The following is a 17,863-nucleotide window of genomic DNA, read 5'->3' on the forward strand; positions in this document are numbered from 1 at the left end:
AAGCATGAGAACGTCTCCCCTGAGCAAGTTTGCTGGCTCAGGGGAAAAAAGCGTTAGCGAAGCGGCGTGGCGAGCGGATGTTTTTCTAGGTAATCCGTACATTCCTGGGTTGGACGATCCACGCGCTTAAGCGTCATACCGGCATACTCCAGCGTATCGCCCTCAAGCTCTACGTCGTAAATCTCGCGCTTTGCTGTGACGTTATACAGCGAGTCAGAACGCAGCATCAGTTTGCCCGGCAGAGCGATCACACGCTGCCACTGACGGCAATCGAGCGTGTCCCCTTCTGGCGTGACCACAAGCGTGGCAATGGCTTCCGGACTCACCATCTCGCTTTGCGGCCCTTCCGACTGCCAGTAACCTGCAAGCCCGGCCGGTGCCGGCGCCTTCACCACTTCACGGAAATCATCGACCTGCACACAACCACTCAGGGCCAGCAACGCCGCTAAAACTGCAACCTTCTTCATCGTCTATCCTGACTGCGGAGAAAAAATAATTTTGGCATTAAAGCATTTAGCCCGCCAGTGTTGCAAAGGAAACAGAAACAATAATGGCCGCCCGCCGTACTCCGTAATGGCTAAGCCCAACCGCCCGCTTGCTTGACAAAAATCATTAAAAAATGAAGTTTTTCCAAAGTGCTGGCGCAGTCGTTTGGCGGAGGCTGAAAAAATGATTTAATAGCCGCCTTCTTTCACCACCTTCTGAGTTCAGAGGCGGCACATGTCCTGGCACCATTTTAAGCAGCAGTATCTCATCAAATTCTGGGCGCCGATGCCTGCGGTTATCGCAGCCGGTATCCTTTCAACTTACTATTTCGGTATTACCGGCACCTTCTGGGCCGTGACGGGGGAATTTACCCGCTGGGGCGGGCAGCTGTTGCAGCTTATGGGCGTGCATGCCGAAGAGTGGGGTTATTACAAACTCATTCACCTGGACGGCAGCCCGCTGACGCGTATCGACGGCATGATGATTATCGGCATGTTCGGCGGCTGCTTTGCCGCCGCGCTCTGGGCCAATAACGTTAAGCTGCGCATGCCGCAACACCGCATCCGTATCATTCAGGCGGTTGCGGGCGGGATTATCGCCGGGTTCGGCGCGCGTCTGGCGATGGGCTGCAACCTGGCGGCGTTTTTCACCGGCATTCCTCAGTTCTCGCTCCATGCCTGGTTCTTTGCGCTGGCAACGGCGTTGGGTTCATGGTTTGGCGCGCGCTTCACGCTGTTACCGATGTTCCGCATTCCGGTTAAGCTGCAAAAAGTCTCCGCCGCTTCGCCATTAACGCAAAAGCCCGCGCAGGCAAAACGCCGTTTCCGTATCGGGATGCTGGTATTTATCGGCATGCTGGGCTGGGCCGCGCTGACCGCCATGAACCAGCCAAAACTCGGGATGGCGATGCTGTTTGGCATAGGTTTTGGCCTGCTGATTGAACGCGCGCAAATCTGCTTCACCTCGGCTTTTCGCGATATGTGGATAACCGGCCGCACGCACATGGCAAAGGCGATTATTCTTGGCATGGCCGTGAGTGCCATCGGTATCTTCAGTTACGTGCAGCTCGGTGTGGAGGCCAAAATCATGTGGGCCGGTCCGAATGCGGTATTGGGCGGCCTGCTGTTCGGCTTTGGCATTGTATTAGCGGGCGGCTGCGAAACCGGCTGGATGTACCGCGCCGTTGAAGGCCAGGTGCATTACTGGTGGGTTGGGCTGGGAAACGTTATCGGCTCGACTATTCTTGCTTATTACTGGGACAGCCTCTCCCCTGCGCTCGCCACCAGCTGGGATAAAATTAACCTGTTAAATACCTTTGGCCCGCTGGGCGGACTGCTGGTCACTTATTTAATGCTGCTGGCCGCCTTCCTGTTGCTCGTCGGTTGGGAAAAGCGCTTTTTCAGGCGCAAAAGCGTCGCCTCTAACCAGACCATTGAGGAGAATGTATGAGTCAGAATATCGTGCCGGATTTTCGTCTGGATATGGTTGGCGAGCCCTGCCCTTACCCGGCGGTGGCCACGCTTGAAGCCATGCCGCAGCTGAAAAAGGGGCAGATTCTGGAGGTGGTCAGCGACTGCCCGCAGTCCATCAATAACATTCCGCTCGACGCCCAAAATCACGGCTATACCGTGCTGGACATTCAGCAGGATGGCCCGACGATTCGCTATTTAATTCAGCGTTAGCGGCATCGAGTTTTATACCTGCGGGTTCGCCCCCGCAGGATTTTGCGGCGTATAAACCTCAAACCGGGAGCCTTTATGAACAAGCTGAGCAACGAGCATCTGGAAGCGATCCGCGTCTGGCTCAAACAAGAGGCACATCCACTGCGTGAAACGGCAACCGGCGCGCAGCTTGCTCAATGTGACGAAGCTTTGGGTGAATTACTGCTAGCGCGGCAAAAAATCGAAATTTTAGAGAAGCAATTGTCGACGCCTGTCCGGCTCCCGCCCTGCAGTTCAAGCCCGGTCTGCGAAATCGACGCGGCTTACAGCAACGGCGTGAACGACAGCAAAGAGGCCATACGCCGGGCGGGTTATCCGATTGAAGGCGACGACTGAACTGAGCCAGAGAGCCTGAGCCGCTACACCTGCATGTTCATAATGTCCTGATAGGCAGTAACCAGCTTGTTACGCACCTGAATCCCCATCTGCAATGAAACTGAAGATTTTTGCAGATCGACCATCACATCGTTTAGCGCCACGCCCGGCGTGCCGAGGGCAAATTTTTCTGCCTGAGTACGCGCTGCGTTTTGCGTATCGCTGATGCGGCCTATCGCCGACTGTAATTCGCCGGCAAAACTCACTTTCGGATCGTTATTCTGCGCCTGATTACCCGCGGAAAGCGCGGTAGCCTGCAGCTGCTGAATAACCCCTTCAATCCCCTGAATTGCCATTTTCCTGCCCCGGTTTTATTGAACGCGGCAAGATTATCATCTTGTCAATAGGATAAAGGCGTTAAATAGGCGTAAAAAATAGAGCTAATTCGGCCATCGAAAATTCCTGAAAAGAAAATAATGACTGCGCCATCTATCTGGAACTTTTGTCGTGTTTGTCGACCCGGGAGCGCGTTTTGTCCACTCTTTATACGAATTATTCTCTCTACGCTAAGCCGCGAGGTGCGGAATGACTGCTGCGGCCCAGGCACAAACATCGCCGAATAAAGCTCAGGAATGGCTCACCCGTATCCGCGCAAACCCAAAAATCCCTTTAATCATCGCGGGCGCCGCGGCTATCGCTATTATTGTGGCCCTGACTTTATGGGCTAAACAGCCTGACTATAAAGTGCTGTACAGCAACCTGGCCGATCAGGATGGGGGCGCTATCGTCACCCAACTGACGCAGATGAATATCCCTTACCGCTACTCCGATAACGGCAGCGCGATAGAAGTCCCTGCCGATAAAGTTTATGACCTGCGTTTACGTCTTGCACAACTTGGGTTGCCGAAAGGCGGCGCGGTGGGCTTTGAGCTGCTGGATCAGGAAAAGTTTGGTATCAGCCAGTTCAGCGAGCAGGTGAACTATCAGCGCGCGCTCGAAGGCGAACTTGCGCGCACCATCGAAACGCTCGGCCCGGTGAAAAGTGCTCGCGTACACCTCGCCATGCCAAAACCGTCTTTATTTGTCCGTGAACAAAAATCTCCTTCCGCCTCCGTTACGCTGAGCCTGCAACCCGGACGCGCGCTTGACGAAGGGCAGATCAGCGCCGTTGTGCATATGGTTTCCAGCGCCGTAGCGGGTCTGCCGCCGGGTAACGTTACGCTTGTGGATCAGGGCGGACATTTACTGACGCAGTCCAACACCGCCGGGCGCGACCTGAACGACGCGCAGCTTAAATATTCTGCCGACGTGGAAAACCGTTATCAGCGCCGGATCGAATCCATTCTTGGTCCTATCGTCGGCAACGGCAACGTGCATGCCCAGGTTACCGCGCAGATCGATTTCGCCAATAAAGAACAAACCGAAGAACAGTATCGTCCGAATAGCGATCCGTCGCAGTCCGCGATTCGTTCACGCCAGTTGAATCAGAGTGAGCAGGTTAACGGCCGCAACCCAGGCGGCGTGCCGGGCGCGCTGTCTAACCAGCCTGCTCCGCCAAACAACGCGCCGATCGTCACTACTCCGCAGCCGAACCAGACAAACCAGGCTAACGCTGGCCAGACTCAGACTGCGTCGACCTCCGCGCAGACGGGCTCCAGCAATACCCAGCGCGATGAGACAACCAACTACGAAGTCGACCGCACTATTCGCCATACCAAGCTTAACGTGGGCGATATTCAGCGCCTGTCCGTTGCGGTGGTGGTGAACTACCGCCAGTTGGCCGACGGCAAACCGCTGCCGCTGACCAACGATCAGCTCAAGCAAATCGAAGACCTGACGCGTGAAGCGATGGGTTATTCAGAGAAGCGTGGCGATACGCTCAACGTGGTGAACTCGCCGTTTACCGCAAGCGAAGAAACCGGTGGCGAACTGCCGTTCTGGCAACAACAATTCTTCTTCGATCTGCTGCTCTCCGCCGGGCGTTGGTTAGTGGTGCTGATTGTCGCCTGGCTGCTGTGGCGTAAAGCTATCCGCCCACAGCTGCAGCGTAAAACTGAAATTCTGAAAGCCCAGGTTGAAGTCCAACGCCTGCGCGCAGAAGAAGATGAAGCCGTGTCCGTTCGCCTGAGCAAAGACGAGCAGCAGCAACAGCGTAAAGCTAATCAGCGCCTGAGCGCCGAAGTTATGAGCCAGCGTATCCGCGATATGTCTGATAACGATCCGCGCGTCGTTGCGCTGGTTATCCGCCAATGGATGAGTAACGAACTATGAGTATTACCGGCACCGAAAAGAGCGCCATTCTGTTGATGACTATTGGCGAAGACCGCGCGGCTGAAGTCTTCAAGCATCTCAGCCCGCGAGAAGTGCAGCACGTGAGTGCGGCCATGGCGAACATCCGCCAGATCTCCAATAAACAGTTGACCGACGTGCTGGCTGAGTTTGAGCAGGAAGCGGAGCAGTTCGCGGCCCTTAGCATTAACGCCAACGATTATCTGCGTTCGGTGCTGGTCAAAGCGCTGGGCGAAGAGCGCGCCTCAAGCCTGCTGGAAGATATTCTCGAAACGCGCGAAACCACCTCTGGCATGGAAACGCTCAACTTTATGGAACCGCAGAGCGCGGCGGATCTTATTCGCGACGAGCATCCGCAGATCATCGCAACCATACTTGTGCACCTCAAACGCGCGCAGGCAGCCGATATTCTGGCGCTGTTCGACGAACGCCTGCGCCATGACGTCATGCTGCGTATTGCTACCTTCGGCGGCGTGCAGCCAGCGGCGCTGGCAGAATTGACCGAAGTGCTCAACAACCTGCTCGACGGCCAGAACCTCAAGCGCAGCAAAATGGGCGGCGTGAGAACGGCAGCCGAAATCATCAACCTGATGAAAACGCAGCAGGAAGAGGCGGTTATTACCGCGGTTCGCGATTTCGACCGCGAGCTGGCACAGAAAATTATCGACGAGATGTTCCTGTTCGAAAACCTTGTCGAAGTGGACGATCGCAGCATCCAGCGCCTGTTGCAGGAAGTGGAATCCGAGTCGCTGCTGATCGCGCTCAAAGGCGCGGAACAGCCGCTGCGCGAGAAGTTCCTGCGCAATATGTCGCAGCGTGCGGCCGATATTCTGCGCGACGACCTTTCCAACCGTGGCCCGGTTCGTCTGTCCCAGGTGGAGAACGAACAGAAAGCCATCCTGCTTATTGTTCGTCGCCTGGCCGAAACCGGCGAGATGGTAATTGGCACCAGCGAGGATACCTATGTCTGAGTTGCTGCCCTGGAAAATCTGGATGCCGGACGATCTGGAGCCGGCAGCCAGCCCGGTTTTTGAAAGCCTGATGCCGCAGGAGATCAACGCCGAAGAGCCTGCTGCAGAAAGCGAGCCGGATTTACAGCAACAGCTGGCGATGATGCAGATGCAGGCGCATGAACAGGGTCACCGGGAAGGTTACGCTGCGGGGCATGCCGAAGGCGTTGAAGCAGGCCGCAAGGCTGGCTTTCAGCAAGGGATTGAACAGGGTATCAATGAGGCTAAACAGCAGCAGCTTCCCGTTCACGCTCGCATGCAGCAGCTTGTCAGCGAGTTTCAGCACACGCTCGATGCGCTCGATAGCGTTATCGCCTCGCGCCTGATGCAAATGGCGCTGGAGGCGGCGCGCCAGGTCATCGGCCATACGCAGGGCATTGATAACGCCGCGCTGATTAAACAAATCCAGGGGCTGTTGCAGCAGGAACCTTTATTCAGCGGCAAGCCGCAGCTGCGCGTTCACCCTGACGATCTACAGCGCGTGGAAGATGTGCTGGGCGCGACGTTAAGCCTGCACGGCTGGCGTTTACGCGGCGATCCGAGCCTGCATCAGGGCGGCTGTAAAGTTTCCGCCGATGAGGGCGACCTGGACGCCAGCGTCGCAACGCGCTGGCAGGAACTTTGCCGCCTCGCCGCACCGGGAGTTCTGTAATGACCGCCCGGCTAACGCGCTGGCTTAACGCGCTGGATAGTTTTGAAGAGCGCATGGCGAAATTACCCGCCGTGCGCCGCTACGGCCGCCTGACCCGCGCCACGGGTCTGGTGCTGGAAGCGACCGGTTTACAGCTTCCCCTCGGCGCAACCTGCATCATTGAGCAGCACAGCCGTGAAGTGGAAGCCGAAGTTGTTGGCTTTAACGGCCAGAAGCTGTTTCTGATGCCGCTTGAAGAAGTGGAAGGCATTTTGCCTGGCGCACGGGTTTACGCGCGTTCTTCAGGCGAGGAGGGATTGCACAACGGTAAACAACTGCCGCTCGGCCCGGCCCTGCTTGGCCGCGTGCTTGACGGCAGCGGACGCCCTCTGGACAGCCTGCCCGCGCCGGAAACCACCACTTTTGGCACGCTGGGCGCCGCTCCGTTTAACCCGTTACAGCGTACTGCCATCGAGGATGTGCTGGACGTCGGCGTGCGCCCGATCAACGCGCTGTTAACCGTCGGACGCGGGCAGCGTATGGGCCTTTTCGCGGGCTCCGGCGTTGGTAAAAGCGTGCTGTTGGGCATGATGGCGCGTTACACCCAGGCCGACGTGATTGTCGTCGGACTGATTGGCGAGCGTGGTCGTGAAGTAAAAGATTTTATCGAGAACATTCTCGGCTCTGAAGGCCGCGCACGCTCGGTGGTGATTGCCGCGCCTGCGGATGTTTCACCGCTGCTGCGTATGCAGGGCGCAGCCTATGCCACGCGCATCGCCGAAGACTTCCGCGACCGTGGCCAGCATGTGCTGTTGATTATGGACTCCCTCACCCGCTATGCCATGGCGCAGCGTGAAATCGCGCTGGCGATCGGTGAACCGCCGGCCACCAAAGGCTATCCGCCTTCTGTCTTCGCCAAGCTGCCGGCGCTGGTGGAACGTGCCGGTAACGGTATTCATGGCGGTGGGTCGATCACCGCGTTTTATACCGTTCTGACCGAAGGGGACGATCAGCAGGACCCTATCGCGGATTCAGCGCGCGCCATTCTTGACGGCCACATTGTTCTCTCGCGTCGTCTCGCCGAGGCGGGGCATTACCCGGCGATTGATATCGAAGCTTCCATTAGCCGCGCCATGACGTCGCTGATAACCGACCAGCACTATGCGCGGGTACGCAATTTTAAACAGTTGTTATCCAGCTTCCAGCGTAACCGCGACCTGGTAAGCGTGGGCGCCTATGCCAAAGGCAGCGATCCGATGCTCGATAAAGCCATTGTGCTCTGGCCGCATCTGGAAGCCTTTTTGCAGCAGGGGATTTTTGAACGCAGTGGCTGGGAAGACGCCTGCGCGGCGCTGGAACTTATCTTCCCGACGGTTTGATGAGAGGTAACTATGGGCCAAAGCACAGCACTGGAAACGCTGCACGATCTCGCCGAGAAAGAGGTGGAGAATGCGGCGCTACGTTTAGGCGAAATGCGCAAAGGGTTTCAACAGGCGGAAGAGCAGCTCAACATGCTGATTAACTATCAGTTTGAGTACAGCACTAACCTGAACAACAGCATGAGCCAGGGGATTGCGAGCACCCGCTGGCAAAACTACCAGCAGTTTATCCAGACGCTCGAAAAAGCCATAGATCAGCACCGTCAGCAGCTCAGCGCCTGGACCAATAAGGTCGACCAGGCGCTGAACTTCTGGCAGGAAAAACAGAAAAGATTGCAGGCCTGGCAAACCCTGCGGGACCGTAAAGCCACCGAAATGCTGCTTGCTGAAAACCGGCTCGATCAGAAACAGATGGATGAATATGCCCAGCGGGCGACAATGAGGAAAGGCGAATGATCAAACTGCCCCCGTTAAATATAACCGCCGATGCCGACAGCGGCCTGACTACCGCAACTGCGGCCACGGGCGAGAAAGGTCTGAGCGACGGTTTCCTGGATTTATTCAGCAAGGCGCTGCCGGGTCTGGTCACTTCTGAAGGCGGCGAAACGCTGTCGCTAAGCGCCACGCTGAACAAAGCCACCGGCCAGGATCTTAATGCGCAGGACGCCGCCGCGGGCAAAACAACGCTCGCAGACTTGCTCAATAAGCTGGATATGGACCAGCCTGAAGCGCTTTCCGCCCTGCTGGCAAACGTGGGTAAAGCCACCGGAGCGGATAAAAGTGGACAGGCCGTTGCAGCGCAAGAAACCACGCACGATTTGAGCACCGCTGATATGCAGGCGTTAAGCGCCCTCTTCGCCATGCTGCCACAGCAGAATACCTCGACGCCTGCTACAACGCTAACCTCGACGGTCAGTAAAGATACAGACGAAGCTTCACCACTGAACGCATTACTGGCGAGCGACGGCGTGCAGCAAAAAAACACGGCTGGCCGCGCCGATGACAGCCTGAGCATTACCGGTAAAACCCAGACAACCGCCGCTAAATCCGTTGCGCCTGTGGCAAATCAGGTAGCAGATGACAGCACGCTGCCGGTCATTGCCGTTGATAAAGACAGCCGCGACAACGCTATCAGCAATAACACCACGCCGACGGTCAGTACGCCGACCATCAGCAGCGCAACGGTCAGCACGCCGGTGAGCACAAATATCGCCACGCCGGTTGCGCCGCAGATTAGCGCCCAGCTGGGAAGCCAGGAATGGCAACAGGCGGTAAGCCAGCACGTGACGCTGTTCACCCGTCAGGGCCAGCAAAGCGCCGAGCTGCGTCTGCATCCGGAAGACTTAGGCCAAATCCAGATAAGCCTCAAGCTTGACGATAACCAGGCGCAGCTTCAGATGACCTCTCCGCACAGCCACGTGCGTGCCGCACTGGAAGCGACGCTGCCTGCGTTACGCACCGCCCTTGCGGAAAGCGGTATCCAGCTTGGTCAGAGCAGCATCAGCAGCGAAAGTTTTGCTCAGCAACAGCAGCAGTCAGGCCAGCAGCAACAGCAATCACAACGCTCCGCGGGCAGCTTCCCTTCTCTGGGCGGCGAGGCTGAATCTCTCGCCGTTCCTGCCAGCGTGCAGCGCCTTGCTTCGGGTAATAACGCCGTGGACATTTTCGCCTGATAAGTGCAACAAGGTGTAAACGGCAGAGGTAACCCCAAATATCCCGTGTTTTCCAGGCTTTGATCGCCGGGCAACGCGGGATAATCGCCCCATAAAGCAGTACCGATACAGGAACAACGCGTGATATGACCGACTTAGCTCAGACCAAAGGCCGCAGGCGCTCCATCTGGATGCCGTTACTGGTCCTGATAACCCTTGCCGCATGCGCTACCGCAGGTTACAGCTACTGGAGAATGCAGCAACATCCCGCCAGCGTTCAGGCTGACAAGCCAGTGCCGCCGCCCGCGCCGGTCTTTTTTGCGCTGGATACCTTTACCGTCAATCTTGGCGATGCGGATCGCGTGCTGTACGTCGGCATCACGCTGCGTCTGAAAGATGACGCGACTCGCCAGCGTCTGAGCGAGTTCCTACCGGAAGTCCGTAGCCGCCTGCTGCTGCTGTTTTCCCGCCAGGACGCGGCTGCCCTTGCCACCGATGAAGGCAAGCAGAAACTGGTAGAGGCGATTAAAAATACGCTGGCGCCGCCTCTGGTTGCCGGTCAACCTCAACAGGTGGTCAGCGACGTGCTGTATACCGCCTTTATTTTGCGGTAGATCATGGGCGACAGTATTCTTTCACAGGCTGAAATTGATGCGCTGCTAAACGGCGACGCCGACAGCAGCGACGAACCGATTGCTGGGGCAGTAAGTGAAACCAACATTCGCCCCTACGATCCTAATACCCAGCGTCGTGTGGTGCGTGAACGCCTGCAGGCGCTGGAGATTATTAACGAACGTTTTGCTCGTCAGTTCCGTATGGGGCTGTTTAACCTACTGCGTCGTAGCCCGGATATTACCGTTGGCGCGATCCGCATTCAGCCGTATCACGAGTTTGCGCGTAACCTTCCGGTGCCGACCAACCTCAACCTGATGCATCTGAAACCGCTGCGTGGCACCGGCCTGTTCGTCTTTTCGCCAAGCCTTGTGTTTATTGCGGTAGATAACCTGTTTGGTGGCGACGGCCGTTTCCCGACGAAAGTTGAAGGCCGTGAATTTACCCATACTGAACAGCGTGTCATCAACCGCATGCTGAAGCTGGCGCTGGAGGCTTACAGCGACGCATGGAAGGCCATTTATCCGCTTGACGTGGAATACGTGCGCTCCGAAATGCAGGTGAAATTTACCAACATCACGACATCGCCAAACGACATCGTGGTGAATACGCCTTTCCATGTGGAAATCGGCAACCTGACCGGTGAATTCAATATTTGCCTGCCGTTCAGCATGATTGAACCGCTGCGCGAAATGCTGGTGAATCCCCCGCTGGAAAACTCCCGTCAGGAAGATCAAAGCTGGCGCGATACGCTGGTGCGTCAGGTGCAGCATTCTGAATTGGAACTGGTGGCGAACTTCGCCGATATCCCGCTCAGGCTGTCACAAATACTAAAACTAAAACCTGGCGACGTGCTGCCTGTCGACAAGCCGGATCGCATTCTTGCGCATGTCGATGGTGTACCGGTGTTGACCAGTCAATACGGCACGCTAAACGGCCAGTACGCCTTGCGCGTCGAACACTTGATCAACCCGATACTGAATTCGCTGAATGAGGAACAGCCCAAATGAGTGATATTAATCAACCGTCCGACGACAATGCAGGCTCCGTGGACGATCTGTGGGCTGATGCGTTGAACGAACAAAAAGTCGCCGGCAAAAGCAGCGCGGATAGCGTGTTCCGCGCGCTTGAAGGCAGCGATGTCGTCGGTTCGATGCAGGACATCGACCTGATTATGGATATCCCGGTCAAGCTGACCGTAGAGCTGGGCCGTACCCGCATGACCATTAAAGAGCTGCTGCGCCTGTCGCAGGGTTCCGTGGTGGCGCTTGAGGGCCTGGCCGGTGAGCCGCTGGATATCCTGATCAACGGCTATCTGATTGCGCAGGGTGAAGTCGTGGTCGTGGCCGATAAATACGGCGTGCGTATCACCGATATCATTACGCCATCGGAACGTATGCGCCGCCTGAGTCGTTAACAGCATGAAAACCCAGACCACCGTTCAGCAGCAACCCGCCGTCAGTTCCGGCTCGCCGTTAGTGCAGGTGAGCGGCGCATTAACGGCAATCATTTTGTTTATTTTGCTGGCGGCCTGGCTGGCTAAACGGTTTGGTCTGTCCGGCAAAACCGGCAGCACAAAAGGGCTTAAGGTCAGCGCCAGCTGTACCCTTGGCCCGCGCGAACGCGTTGTGATTGTGGATGTGGAAGACGCCCGCCTGGTGCTGGGCGTTACCGCTACACAAATCACCCATTTACACACTCTCCCACCCGCACCGGCAAGCGTCGATCCCCAGCCTGCTGAACCGGTGGATTTTCAGAGCCTGATGAAAAATTTGCTTAAACGTAACGGGAAAGCCTGATGAAACGTTTTCTCTCCTTCTCGTTAATGGGTATTCTGGTCAGCCTGCTGTTTGTCACGCCGCAGGCGCTGGCGCAGCTGCCGGGCCTTGTCAGCCAGCCAATGCCAAACGGCGGCCAGAGCTGGTCGCTGCCGGTGCAGACGCTGGTGTTTATCACCTCGCTGACCTTCCTGCCCGCCATTTTGCTGATGATGACCAGCTTCACGCGCATCATCATCGTATTCGGCCTGCTGCGAAACGCGCTCGGAACGCCTTCCGCTCCGCCTAACCAGGTGCTGCTGGGCTTAGCGCTGTTTCTGACCTTCTTTATTATGTCGCCGGTGTTCGACAAGATTTATACCGACGCCTATCAGCCGTTCAGTGAAAACAAAATCGAGATGCCGGAAGCGATTGAAAAAGGCGCTCAGCCGCTGCGCGAGTTTATGCTGCGACAGACGCGCGAAGCGGATCTGGCCCTGTTTGCTCGTCTGGCTAATACTCCTGAAATAGAAGGCCCGGAAGCGGTGCCGATGCGTATTTTGCTCCCGGCCTATGTCACCAGCGAACTGAAAACGGCTTTCCAGATTGGCTTCACCGTGTTTATTCCGTTCCTGATTATCGACCTGGTGGTGGCAAGCGTGCTGATGGCGCTGGGGATGATGATGGTGCCACCGGCAACCATTGCCCTGCCCTTCAAGCTTATGCTGTTCGTGCTGGTTGACGGCTGGCAGCTGCTGGTCGGCTCGCTTGCGCAAAGCTTCTACAGTTAAGGTGAAACGATGACTCCTGAATCGGTCATGATGATGGGCACCGAGGCGATGAAAGTTGCCCTGGCGCTCGCGGCACCGCTGCTGCTGGTCGCGCTGGTGACCGGCCTGATTATCTCTATGCTACAGGCGGCGACGCAGATTAACGAAATGACCTTGTCGTTCATTCCAAAAATCCTTGCCGTCTTCGTCACCATGATTGTGGCAGGCCCGTGGATGCTCAATCTGCTGCTCGATTATATGCGCACGCTGCTCACCAATTTGCCGACGATGATTGGATGATCCACGTTGACAGCGACCAGTGGCTGAACTTACTGAGCATGGGCTTCTGGCCTTTTATACGTATCCTGGCGCTCATTAGCACTGCTCCTATCCTCAGCGAACGTTCTATATCGAAAAAGGTAAAAATTGGCCTTGCGCTGATGATTACCTGGATAGTCGCCCCGACGCTGCCGATGAGCGGCGTGACTATTTTCTCGGCCGCGGGTTTCTGGCTTGCGGCGCAGCAAATCTTAATCGGCATTATGCTGGGCTTCACCATGCAGTTCGCCTTTGCCGTGATCCGTACCGCAGGAGAACTTATTGGCCTGCAAATGGGGCTTTCCTTCGCCACCTTCTTCGACCCCGGAAGCCGTCTGAATATGCCGGTGCTGGCGCGCTTTATGGACATGCTGGCGATGCTGCTGTTCCTGACGTTTAACGGCCACTTATGGCTGATTTCGATGCTGGTTGATACCTTTCATACGCTGCCGATTGGCGGCGAGGCGATTAATAGCAATGTATTTATGGCGCTTACCCGCGCAGGCGGGCTCATTTTTCTTAATGGGCTGATGCTTGCCCTGCCCTTAATCACGCTTTTGCTGACGCTTAATATCGCGCTGGGTTTGTTAAACCGTATGGCGCCGCAGCTTTCCGTATTTGTAATTGGTTTCCCGGTTACGCTTTCCATTGGCCTGCTGGTTATGGCCGCCTTGATGCCGCTAATTGCGCCTTTCGCTGAACATTTATTTAGTGAAATGTTTGATTTACTGGCGGATATAGTGAGTGAAATTCCTGCGCATTAACCTCTCTTTCTCTATGGCCTCTCTGAGGATATTCCTAAAAAGTTTTTTAAATAACATTTACCAGGATAACTCTGACGCGGGATATTAGATTTTACCGATCTCACAGTTCACAAGACTCACTTTACTTTGAGAACATTCCTGGCAAATTATACATAACTTTACGGGATAGTGATCTCGCCTGAAAATACTTCCGTAGCGTCATTTATCTGCAACTCAAGCCGATGGCTGGAAAGCATTTTTCTTCGCCGTTTTACCTGAATGGAAGGAAATGTGCGGAAGTGCTGGCGGGGACAGTTGCGTAATCGGGGACGCTCAACACGGCGGCCTGCTGGTATCGTTGCTGAACGGATAATACACTTAGTGAGGGTTTGCTATGTCAACGATTATTATGGACTTATGCAGTTACACCCGGCTGGGGTTGACCGGCTATCTGGCTAGCCGCGGGATAAGAAAAAGACAAATTACCGATGTTCAGAATGTAGAAGAACTGGCCCAGGCATGTCAGTCACAGGCACCCAGCGTGGTGTTTATTAATGAAGACTGTTTTATTCACGACCCGCAAAGCAGTCAGCATATTAAGCAGATCATTAATCAGCATCCCGGCACCCTGTTTCTGGTTTTCATGGCCATCGCCAATATTCATTTTGATGAATATCTGCTGGTCAGAAATAATCTGCTTATCAGTTCGAAATCCATTAAGCCGGAATCGCTAGACGAAATTCTTGAAGAGTATTTAGCAAAAAATGCGCAATGCATCGGACATATTAATTTACCTACGCTTTCATTGAGTCGCACCGAATCAAGCATGCTGAAAATGTGGATGTCCGGTCAGGGTACAATCCAGATATCCGATCAAATGAACATCAAAGCCAAAACGGTGTCGTCGCATAAGGGTAATATTAAGCGCAAAATAAAAACGCATAATAAGCAAGTGATATACCATGTGGTAAGGCTCACCGATAATGTCACCAACGGCATTTTTGTGAATCTGCGTTAAGTAACCAAAATTATGTCGGGTGGCGCGACGCTTACCCGACCTGGATAAATGCCGCCCCTTTCCGCCAGCGAATGCACCCCAGGATGGATAAGCGAAGCGTTATCCAGCGGATAGTTCCCGGCCCATTTTCCGGGCTACTGCTCCAGCTGCTCGACAAAAATCCCGTCAGGATGCCCCGTCTCATTAAAGAACCAAATCCCCAGCGGGTAATCCTCAAGAGAGACCAGATACATAGTCCCCTCGCTGAACTGTTCCACGGCTAATACCACGCCAGAACGGCGAGGGCCGCCATCGGTCTTGACGGTAACGCGATCGTTGATATTCATAGCAAAATCCTCCAGATTCTTTGTGCCAGTGTAGATCAAAAACCGCCCATTCGCATCGAACACAAGCTCGCACGAAGCATTCTGGTAAGCCGTCTATACTTAAGGCTGTTGCGTTGCAGGAGGATAAGGCATGAAGACCGCAAAAGCGTTCAGCGAAAAGGTACATCGTGAGGACAAGGTTGACGTCGATGCCCTGCTGGCGGCGATCAACGAAATCAGCGAGAGCGAGGTGAAGCGTGCGGATAATGAAGAGGATCCGCACCGGGTCAGCGTCGACGGACGCACATGGCACACCTACACCGAGCTTGCGGAAGCCTTTGAACTGGATATCCACGATTTCAGCGTCAGTGAAGTGAACAGATAAAGAAAAAACATCCCGGCCGGGGAGCCGGGATGGAAAAGCATGATTCATGCAAGAAGCATTTGAAATTCGCTACATCAGGAAATCTGATGTCGATAACCACATTACGGCAAATTTTTTGTAAAACAAGGTTATATTTTCGGCGTGAATAGCTCCCATTCAATATATTCACCACAATTTTCCTTCATAAAACCCCGGAGGCGCCTGCTTTCCGGTAACGATTCCGTTTTACCGAAGCGTCAATCCCCGGCATTTAATTAAGAATAATCCTACTGAGGAATCCCGATGCCACATTTGCACGACTCGCTGCTTATTGTCTCCGACCTTGACGGTACGCTGCTGGACTATCACACCTACCGTTGGGAAGCCGCGAGCGGCTGGCTGGGCATATTCAGGCAAAAGGATATCCCTCTGGTCCTGTGCAGCAATAAAAGCGCCGCTGAGATTATTGAATGGCAAAAAGAGTTGGGTATTATCGGGCAATCGTTTATCGCTGAAGATGGCGCGGTGATACAGCTCGATGCGCGCTGGGCCGGCAGCGAAAGCTTTCCACGGCGGATTGCAGGCTTTCGTCACGAGGAGCTGATGGACCTGCTCAATAATCTTCGTAGCCAGTACGGGTTTAAATTCACCTGCTTTGCGGATGTGGATGTAAATACCCTCGTTGAATGGACGGGGCTAACGCACAAACAGGCGGCTCTGGCGCGGCTAAGGGAAGCCTCCGAGGCTTTTATCTGGCGAGACTCGCAGGAGATGTTCAGCGCTTTTGCCGAACGCATAGCGGAGCTGGGCCTGATGCTGGTTCAGGGCGGGCGCTTCTGGCATGTGATGGGCGTTCAGGGCGATAAGGGCCAGGCATTGCGCTGGCTGTACCAGCAGTATCAGCAAAACGAGGGTAAAACCTACACGACAATCGGCCTGGGCGATGGCCCGAATGACGCCATGCTGCTTGATAACGTTGACTACGCCGTGGTGGTAAAAGGTTACAGCCGTGAGCCCGTTATTTTGCGTAATGATAACCCTGCGCGGGTTTATCATAGCCTCCATTATGGTCCGCAGGGCTGGAAGGAAGGCCTGGATTACTTTATCCCTTCCAGCTAACCGCGCTTACTTACGGAGTAAGCCTGCATAAAAATACCCGGTCAGCAGCCGGGTATTTTCGCATTCAACCTTGTAGCCGTTCCCTCTCTTCCTCCGTGGGCGCCAGATCATCCTCACGGAAGGCCTCGCGCTTTACGCCATAACCGTCATACCAACGACACTCCACCATGCCGTTGGAAAATCCGGTAACGATCATCCTTGGGCCACCATTCTTAGGCTGGACTTCATCGCTGACCACATAGACCATAACTGCCTCCGGTATCAGGGGTGAAAACTTTTACAGTTATAGTCAAAAAGCAGCATTTTTGCCCGTTCCTGAGCGCAAATTTATGCAAATTCTTAATGCGCAGCCTTACCGCGCAGATGGTTTATCCCGTTTATAGCCGCCAACACTACCGCACCGACAATAAAGCCGAGCACCATATTGACCAGCGTCGGGGCCAGCAGATGAATCACACCGCCTGCTTTTTCGGCCCAGTGTTCAATTGCGTGGTGTAAAGCGGGAATACCGTGGACCAGAATCCCACCGCCGACAAGGAACATCGCCAGCGTGCCGACAATGGTAAGAAACTTCATCAGCCATGGCGCCAGCAACAGCAGCGCTTTACCCAACCCCTGTGCAATCTGCGAGCGTTTCTCCGCCAGCCAGTAGCCCAAGTCGTCAAGCTTCACTATCATCCCTACCAGGCCATATACGGCCACGGTGACCAGAATCGCGATACCTGCAAGCACTACAATCTGGTTCAGTAGCGGCGCATCCGCCACGATGCCCAACGTAATGGCAACAATTTCGGCCGAGAGGATAAAATCGGTGCGTATAGCGCCTTTAACTTTATCCTTTTCATAAACCATCGGGTCCTGCGCGGCGATGGCATCAAGACGAGCTTTCTTCTCTGCAGGCGTCTCCTTGTGTTTGCGGGCATGTAAACTGTGAATGACCTTCTCAACGCCTTCAAAACACAGGAACGCACCGCCAACCATTAATAGCGGCGTTATCGCCCAGGGCGCAAAAGCGCTGATAACCAGCGCAAGCGGCACCAGAATAAGTTTATTGAGAAACGATCCCTTCGCCACGCCCCATACTACCGGCAGCTCGCGGTTAGCGCGCACCCCAGAAACCTGTTGGGCATTGAGCGATAAATCATCTCCTAATACGCCAGCGGTTTTTTTTGCCGCCACCTTTCCCATCAGCGAGATATCGTCCAGCAGCGTGGCAATATCATCAAGGAGCGTTAATAAGCTACTTCCGGCCAAAATCATTATCCTTTTTCGTTACGTTGCTTTTTAGTATGGAGCAAAACCCGGCACACGAAAATTAAAAGCCTGTGTCAACGAAAATTAACAAAACAATAACAATTAAAATCCTCGCCAGGC

The 17,863-nt window shown here is 54.9% G+C and carries 24 protein-coding genes; 19 read left to right on the top strand and 5 right to left on the bottom strand.

Annotated elements, in window-relative coordinates; genetic code table 11:
• Positions 1–53: 53 nt before the first annotated feature.
• Positions 54–467 carry a lipoprotein YedD gene (yedD, locus tag E2L00_RS17640; protein WP_167613989.1) on the bottom strand — a complete coding sequence of 138 codons (414 nt, stop codon included), beginning with the start codon at positions 465–467 and terminating at the stop codon, positions 54–56.
• A gap of 253 nt (positions 468–720) precedes the next feature.
• Between yedD and yedE the strand changes: the two genes are divergently transcribed.
• The 3 genes from yedE to E2L00_RS17655 all read left to right on the top strand — a co-directional run bounded on the left by yedE (position 721) and on the right by E2L00_RS17655 (position 2,543).
• Entirely contained in the window at positions 721–1,935 is a 1,215-nt protein-coding gene (gene yedE, locus E2L00_RS17645) for a selenium metabolism membrane protein YedE/FdhT (protein ID WP_167613992.1), read from the top strand.
• Complete coding sequence (yedF, locus tag E2L00_RS17650; protein ID WP_121269094.1) at positions 1,932–2,168, top strand: sulfurtransferase-like selenium metabolism protein YedF; 237 nt, start codon at positions 1,932–1,934, stop codon at positions 2,166–2,168. Before yedE ends, yedF begins: the two co-directional genes overlap by 4 nt.
• Before the next feature lie 75 nt (positions 2,169–2,243).
• On the top strand, positions 2,244–2,543 hold the full coding sequence (locus E2L00_RS17655; protein WP_167613995.1) for a hypothetical protein: 300 nt from the start codon (positions 2,244–2,246) through the stop codon (positions 2,541–2,543).
• A 23-nt stretch (positions 2,544–2,566) separates the two neighbouring features.
• Here E2L00_RS17655 and fliE read toward each other — a convergent pair whose 3' ends face one another.
• Entirely contained in the window at positions 2,567–2,878 is a 312-nt protein-coding gene (gene fliE, locus E2L00_RS17660) for a flagellar hook-basal body complex protein FliE (RefSeq protein WP_167613998.1), read from the bottom strand.
• A 229-nt stretch (positions 2,879–3,107) separates the two neighbouring features.
• Here fliE and fliF point away from each other — a divergent pair, with 229 nt between their 5' ends.
• From fliF to rcsA, 14 genes are all read left to right on the top strand, one after another.
• Positions 3,108–4,793 carry a flagellar basal-body MS-ring/collar protein FliF gene (fliF, locus tag E2L00_RS17665; RefSeq protein ID WP_167614001.1) on the top strand — a complete coding sequence of 562 codons (1,686 nt, stop codon included), beginning with the start codon at positions 3,108–3,110 and terminating at the stop codon, positions 4,791–4,793.
• On the top strand, positions 4,790–5,782 hold the full coding sequence (gene fliG / locus E2L00_RS17670; protein ID WP_167614004.1) for a flagellar motor switch protein FliG: 993 nt from the start codon (positions 4,790–4,792) through the stop codon (positions 5,780–5,782). The genes fliF and fliG overlap by 4 nt, the downstream gene beginning before the upstream one ends.
• Entirely contained in the window at positions 5,775–6,473 is a 699-nt protein-coding gene (fliH, locus tag E2L00_RS17675) for a flagellar assembly protein FliH (RefSeq protein ID WP_167614006.1), read from the top strand. The genes fliG and fliH overlap by 8 nt, the downstream gene beginning before the upstream one ends.
• Positions 6,473–7,831 (top strand): flagellar protein export ATPase FliI, encoded by a 1,359-nt coding sequence (gene fliI, locus E2L00_RS17680; protein WP_167614008.1) that lies wholly within the window; start codon positions 6,473–6,475, stop codon positions 7,829–7,831. The genes fliH and fliI overlap by 1 nt, the downstream gene beginning before the upstream one ends.
• A gap of 12 nt (positions 7,832–7,843) precedes the next feature.
• Entirely contained in the window at positions 7,844–8,287 is a 444-nt protein-coding gene (gene fliJ, locus E2L00_RS17685; RefSeq protein WP_167614010.1) for a flagellar export protein FliJ, read from the top strand.
• Entirely contained in the window at positions 8,284–9,504 is a 1,221-nt protein-coding gene (locus E2L00_RS17690) for a flagellar hook-length control protein FliK (RefSeq protein ID WP_167614012.1), read from the top strand. Before fliJ ends, E2L00_RS17690 begins: the two co-directional genes overlap by 4 nt.
• Before the next feature lie 125 nt (positions 9,505–9,629).
• Positions 9,630–10,097: a flagellar basal body-associated protein FliL gene (fliL, locus tag E2L00_RS17695; RefSeq protein WP_167614014.1), complete on the top strand. Its 468-nt coding sequence runs from the start codon at positions 9,630–9,632 to the stop codon at positions 10,095–10,097.
• Positions 10,098–10,100: 3 nt separating this feature from the next.
• Entirely contained in the window at positions 10,101–11,105 is a 1,005-nt protein-coding gene (gene fliM / locus E2L00_RS17700; protein WP_167614016.1) for a flagellar motor switch protein FliM, read from the top strand.
• Positions 11,102–11,512, top strand: coding sequence for a flagellar motor switch protein FliN (gene fliN, locus E2L00_RS17705; protein WP_167614018.1), 411 nt, complete (start codon positions 11,102–11,104; stop codon positions 11,510–11,512). Before fliM ends, fliN begins: the two co-directional genes overlap by 4 nt.
• 4 nt (positions 11,513–11,516) lie before the next feature.
• Complete coding sequence (fliO, locus tag E2L00_RS17710) at positions 11,517–11,894, top strand: flagellar biosynthetic protein FliO (RefSeq protein ID WP_167614020.1); 378 nt, start codon at positions 11,517–11,519, stop codon at positions 11,892–11,894.
• Positions 11,894–12,643: a flagellar type III secretion system pore protein FliP gene (gene fliP, locus E2L00_RS17715; RefSeq protein ID WP_167614022.1), complete on the top strand. Its 750-nt coding sequence runs from the start codon at positions 11,894–11,896 to the stop codon at positions 12,641–12,643. Before fliO ends, fliP begins: the two co-directional genes overlap by 1 nt.
• A gap of 9 nt (positions 12,644–12,652) precedes the next feature.
• The gene (gene fliQ, locus E2L00_RS17720) at positions 12,653–12,922 is read left to right on the top strand and encodes a flagellar biosynthesis protein FliQ (RefSeq protein ID WP_121269108.1); all 270 of its coding nucleotides are present in this window, start codon (positions 12,653–12,655) and stop codon (positions 12,920–12,922) included.
• Positions 12,919–13,704: a flagellar biosynthetic protein FliR gene (fliR, locus tag E2L00_RS17725; protein ID WP_167614025.1), complete on the top strand. Its 786-nt coding sequence runs from the start codon at positions 12,919–12,921 to the stop codon at positions 13,702–13,704. The genes fliQ and fliR overlap by 4 nt, the downstream gene beginning before the upstream one ends.
• Positions 13,705–14,077: 373 nt before the next feature.
• Positions 14,078–14,701, top strand: a complete 624-nt coding sequence (rcsA, locus tag E2L00_RS17730; protein WP_167614028.1) for a transcriptional regulator RcsA — start codon at positions 14,078–14,080, stop codon at positions 14,699–14,701.
• Positions 14,702–14,835: 134 nt separating this feature from the next.
• Here the strand turns inward: rcsA and dsrB are convergent, their stop codons facing one another.
• Positions 14,836–15,027, bottom strand: coding sequence for a protein DsrB (gene dsrB, locus E2L00_RS17735; protein WP_201279479.1), 192 nt, complete (start codon positions 15,025–15,027; stop codon positions 14,836–14,838).
• Positions 15,028–15,157: 130 nt separating this feature from the next.
• On the opposite strand from dsrB, the gene yodD reads away from it, so the two are divergent.
• Both yodD and E2L00_RS17745 read left to right on the top strand, forming a co-directional pair.
• Positions 15,158–15,391 carry a YodD family peroxide/acid resistance protein gene (yodD, locus tag E2L00_RS17740; protein ID WP_167614035.1) on the top strand — a complete coding sequence of 78 codons (234 nt, stop codon included), beginning with the start codon at positions 15,158–15,160 and terminating at the stop codon, positions 15,389–15,391.
• 282 nt (positions 15,392–15,673) lie between these two features.
• Positions 15,674–16,489 (top strand): mannosyl-3-phosphoglycerate phosphatase-related protein, encoded by an 816-nt coding sequence (locus E2L00_RS17745; RefSeq protein ID WP_167614038.1) that lies wholly within the window; start codon positions 15,674–15,676, stop codon positions 16,487–16,489.
• 64 nt (positions 16,490–16,553) lie between these two features.
• On the opposite strand, the gene E2L00_RS17750 is transcribed toward E2L00_RS17745, so the two are convergent.
• Together E2L00_RS17750 and E2L00_RS17755 are read right to left on the bottom strand one after the other, a co-directional pair.
• A complete protein-coding gene (locus tag E2L00_RS17750; protein ID WP_167614041.1) occupies positions 16,554–16,736 on the bottom strand; it encodes a YodC family protein in 183 nt (60 codons plus the stop codon).
• A gap of 92 nt (positions 16,737–16,828) precedes the next feature.
• On the bottom strand, positions 16,829–17,749 hold the full coding sequence (locus E2L00_RS17755) for a DUF808 family protein (RefSeq protein ID WP_420808864.1): 921 nt from the start codon (positions 17,747–17,749) through the stop codon (positions 16,829–16,831).
• Between the last annotated feature and the right edge of the window lie 114 nt (positions 17,750–17,863).

Origin of the sequence: Cedecea colo, assembly GCF_011808225.1 — a bacterium.
Taxonomy (GTDB): Bacteria; Pseudomonadota; Gammaproteobacteria; order Enterobacterales; family Enterobacteriaceae; genus Dryocola; species Dryocola colo.